At 35.5% G+C, this 2487-nt stretch carries 2 protein-coding genes; both read left to right on the top strand.

Going from position 1 to position 2487, the window contains the following annotated elements; translation table 11 throughout:
• Positions 1 to 113 precede the first annotated feature (113 nt).
• Entirely contained in the window at positions 114 to 1469 is a 1356-nt protein-coding gene (gene glmU / locus AA81_RS09250) for a bifunctional UDP-N-acetylglucosamine diphosphorylase/glucosamine-1-phosphate N-acetyltransferase GlmU (RefSeq protein ID WP_103898871.1), read from the top strand.
• Between the two features lie 2 nt (positions 1470 to 1471).
• The gene (locus AA81_RS09245) at positions 1472 to 2422 is read left to right on the top strand and encodes a ribose-phosphate pyrophosphokinase (RefSeq protein WP_103078991.1); all 951 of its coding nucleotides are present in this window, start codon (positions 1472 to 1474) and stop codon (positions 2420 to 2422) included.
• Positions 2423 to 2487 lie beyond the last annotated feature (65 nt).

The following is a 2487-nucleotide window of genomic DNA, read 5'->3' as shown; positions in this document are numbered from 1 at the left end:
CACAGGGCGAAGCCCTCCACCCCTTGTTGGACTTAGGGACCGCAGGTCCCTTCCTTAAGAAGGGTGGGGAGCGGGGGTAGGGGCGCTAAAAATTATGAAAGGAGGAGGTAGATATAAAAGTATTAATACTTGCCGCTGGGCAAGGAAAACGAATGAAATCAAAGATTCCAAAAGTTGCACATAAAATTCTAGATAAACCAATGATAAATTGGGTTACAGATGTTGCAAAAAAAATAACCGAAGATATCGGGATAGTCTTAGGAAATGGAAAGGATCAAGTAAAAGAATTGTTGGATGAAAATGTTAAAATTTTTGAGCAAAAAGAAAGATTAGGAACGGGTCATGCTGTACTCTGTGCAGAACAATTTCTCGATGATAGCGATATCTTGATACTTTACGGCGATGTGCCATTTATCTCTTGCCAAACTTTAAATTCTCTCATTGAAAGACATTTAAAAGATAATAACAGTTCGACCATACTCTCAGTAAGACTAGAGGATCCAACTGGTTATGGACGCATAATAAAAAATGAAGATAAATTTGTCAAAATAGTCGAAGAAAAAGATGCCGATACTTCTGAAAAGCAAATAAAAGAAGTTTATACAGGAATTGCTGTTTACAAAGGAGAGCAATTAAAAGAAGCCTTACACCGTATCACTCCACAAAATGCCCAGGGAGAATATTATTTAACCGATGTTTTTGAACTTCTGGAAAAAGTTGGTGTGGTAGAATTAGAAAATGAAATAGAGGTTATTGGTATAAACGATAGGATACAGTTAGCAGAAGCTGAAAAAAAGATAAGAAAAGAAATTTTAAAGAAACACATGCTAAATGGAGTTACAATACAGGATCCAGATTCTACATACATCTCCGCTGATGTAAGTATTGGCGCTGATACAATAATTTATCCTCAAACATTTATATACGGAAAAACGACCATTGGAAAAGATTGTGAAATAGGTCCATTAACAAGGATCAAAGATTGTATTATAGAAGACAATGTGAAAATAATTCGCTCAGAATGCGAATTAAGTAGAATACAAAAAAATGTTTCTATAGGTCCTTTTTCAAGGCTAAGAGAAGGAACAGAGTTGCAAGAAAACGTTAAAATAGGTAATTTTGTTGAAACTAAGAAAACTAAAATATCTTGCAACAGTAAAGCACAGCATTTAACTTATTTAGGTGACACTTATGTTGGGAGAAATGTAAACATTGGTGCAGGAACTATAACATGTAACTACGATGGTAAGAAAAAGAACAAGACCTTTATAGATGATGGAGCCTTTATTGGAAGTAACACCTCTTTAGTTGCACCTGTTAATATTGGAAAAAATTCTCTTGTAGGAGCTGGGTCTGTGATAACAAAAGATGTGCCAGACAATGCTTTAACCTTAGCAAGAGCACATCAAATAAACAAAGAAAATTGGGTGTTAAAAAGGGATTCACAAAATGTAGAGAAGGGAGTATAAAAATGTCAACTAAAGAGAATCAATTCAAAGTGTTTGCAGGAAACTCTAACCCTCTTTTAGCTAAAAAAATTGTCGAATACATGGACACAAGATTGGGTGACTGCGAAGTATCAACTTTTGCAGATGGTGAAGTAAATGTAAAAATTAACGAAACAGTGAGAGGATTCGATGTATATTTAATTCAATCCATAGCTCCGCCTGTAAATAATAATATCATGGAATTGCTGATAATGATCGATGCCCTGAGAAGGGCTTCTGCTGCATCTATATCTGTTATAATTCCATACTTTGGGTATGCTCGTCAAGATAGAAAAGCCAGGGGTAGAGATCCAATTACTGCAAAGCTTGTTGCCAACTTAATTACAACTGCTGGCGCAACTAGGGTAGTGACAATTGATCTTCATGCCGAACAAATCCAAGGTTTCTTTGATATACCAGTTGATAATCTTTGGAGTTTCCCGATTTTTTCAAAATATTTTTTAGAAGAAATGAAATTGACACAACATGACACCGTGGTAGTATCCCCGGATGTTGGTGGCGTAAAACGAGCTAGAAAGTTTGCCCAAAAATTAGGATCTTCTTTAGCTATCCTCGACAAAAGAAGGCCTAAAGATAACGTTGCTGAAGTAATAAACGTAATAGGAGAGGTAGAGGGTGCTAATTGTATAATATTTGATGATATAATAGATACTGGTGGATCTCTTGTAGCTGCTGCTGAAACTCTACATAATAAAGGTGCAAAAAAAATTATCGCTGCCGCTACACATGGGATATTTTCACTAAATGCCGTTGAAAAATTGCAAAATTCAAGTATTGATAAAATAATTGTTACAGATACAATATATCATAAAGAATTGCCTGACAAATTTGTGGAATTAAACTCCTCTGAACTTTTGGGAGAAGCGATAGTCAGAATAAGAAAAAATTTATCTGTTAGTATACTTTTCAGATAATTAACGGTTGGGAAGCTAGGAAAAAGGATTATTTTCTTTTCCTTATGGGTGGGGAGCGGGGCGAA

The organism is Petrotoga halophila DSM 16923, assembly GCF_002924615.1.
This window is presented reverse-complemented; position numbering and strand designations above follow the sequence as displayed.

Bases quoted from the DNA above. Each gene is read 5' to 3' on its own strand.
- AA81_RS09245 (WP_103078991.1), top strand. From the start codon at position 1,472: ATGTCAACTAAAGAGAATCAATTCAAAGTGTTTGCAGGAAACTCTAAC.